Consider the following 1,475-nt stretch of genomic DNA (forward strand, 5'->3'; position numbering starts at 1 on the left):
AGATCTACACGCGTAAGATCGTCGGCAGCGTCAGAGGTGTATAAGAGACAGCCCCTCCACTGAGCGGCCGGCCCGGGCGAGGCCGGGGGACGTACGGTGCCGCGCCCGCCGGGGTTCCTGCGGACACATCGGTGCTGGAAGGATCGACTCCGTGCCCCGGATGCGACGACGCGTGGCCGCCCTCGTCGAGAGAGCCGGCTATCGTCCTGACGAGCCGATCGTGGTCGGGATACAGCGCGGTGGCCGGACACCCGTCCTGCTGGCCCAGGGACGGACACTCGGTGGTGAGCCGCTGGGCGCGACGACGCTCACGTACGCGGCCTCCCTGTCGAAGCAGATGACCGCCGCGTGCGCGGCGCGGCTCGCCCGGCAAGGAGAGCTGGACCTGGAATCCGCCCTGTCGCGCTGGCTGCCTCGGCTGCCCGCGTGGGCGGACGCCGTCCGGCTGCGGCACCTCGTCCATCACACGGCGGGCTTCCCGGCGGACGCCGACGTCGACGCCCTCCTGCCTCGTGACGCCGACCGAACCACCCAGGGCATCATTCACGCTCTTGCCCAGGTCCCCGCCCTGGATCGCGAGCCGGGCACTGTGCACGCCTACTCCAATGCCGGATATGTCTGCCTGGCCGCCGTGGTGGAACGCGTCGCCGGCCGGCCGCTGCCCGACTTCGCGCGGCGTCACCTCTTCGCACCGCTGGCGATGGCCGGCACCTGCTATTGGCCGGGGCCCGGCCCCACGCCACCCGGCGCCGCCCCGCTCGTACGACCTCGTCCCGCTCCGCTGTCCCTGGGCGACGGAGGCGTGTGGAGCACCGCCATCGATCTGCTGCGATGGGGCCAGGCCCTCAACCACGACGAACTCGGCGTCTCGGCGCTCATGCAGACCCCTGGACGCCTCGATGACGGAACACCCCTCGACTACGCCTGGGGCATCGGCGTCCGCTCGCACGCCGGCCATCGCGTCTATCGCCACGGAGGAGGTTGGCCGGGCCTGCGCGCCCTCCATGCCCGAGTGCCCGATCTGGACCTGAGCATGGTGCTCATCGCCATCGCCGACCACACCGAACGCCGAGTGGATCTCCTCAACGGTCTTCTCGACGAGGTGACCAGGGGCGGCCTGTCCGACTCGGAGCACACTCGGCCGACGTGATCCCAGTCATGCGTTCCCCGTTCGGACCCGTAGCCGTAGGGGGCGGGCATGCGAAAGGCGCGCACCCGCATCGGGTGCGCGCCTTTCGTGGTCGGTCAGCCGGTGCGGCGGCGGTTGCCGCCGCCGCCACCGCCGCCGCGGGACTGGCGGCGCTGCTGCTTGCGCTCGGTCGCCGCCGACGGGGCGATGTCGTCGTCGTCCGTCGCGAGGTCGGGCGACTGGAAGATCACCGTGAACGGGTTCGGCGGGATGATCCGCTCCGGCTCCTTGCGCGCCGGCGGGGGCGGCGTGGTCAGGAAGCTCGGCTCGGGCGCGGGCTCCGCGG

General features: G+C 72.1%; 2 protein-coding genes. One reads left to right on the forward strand and one right to left on the reverse strand.

The window, feature by feature from the left end:
• Positions 1 to 160: 160 nt before the first annotated feature.
• Complete coding sequence (locus tag C1J01_RS48010) at positions 161 to 1,150, forward strand: serine hydrolase domain-containing protein (RefSeq protein ID WP_111185810.1); 990 nt, start codon at positions 161 to 163, stop codon at positions 1,148 to 1,150.
• Between the two features lie 95 nt (positions 1,151 to 1,245).
• Here the strand turns inward: C1J01_RS48010 and C1J01_RS48015 are convergent.
• On the reverse strand, positions 1,246 to 1,475 hold a 230-nt coding region (locus C1J01_RS48015), incomplete at its 5' end, for a hypothetical protein (protein WP_220040494.1).

It is taken from the genome of Nonomuraea aridisoli (genome assembly GCF_003236395.1).
Lineage (GTDB): Bacteria > Actinomycetota > Actinomycetes > Streptosporangiales > Streptosporangiaceae > Nonomuraea > Nonomuraea aridisoli.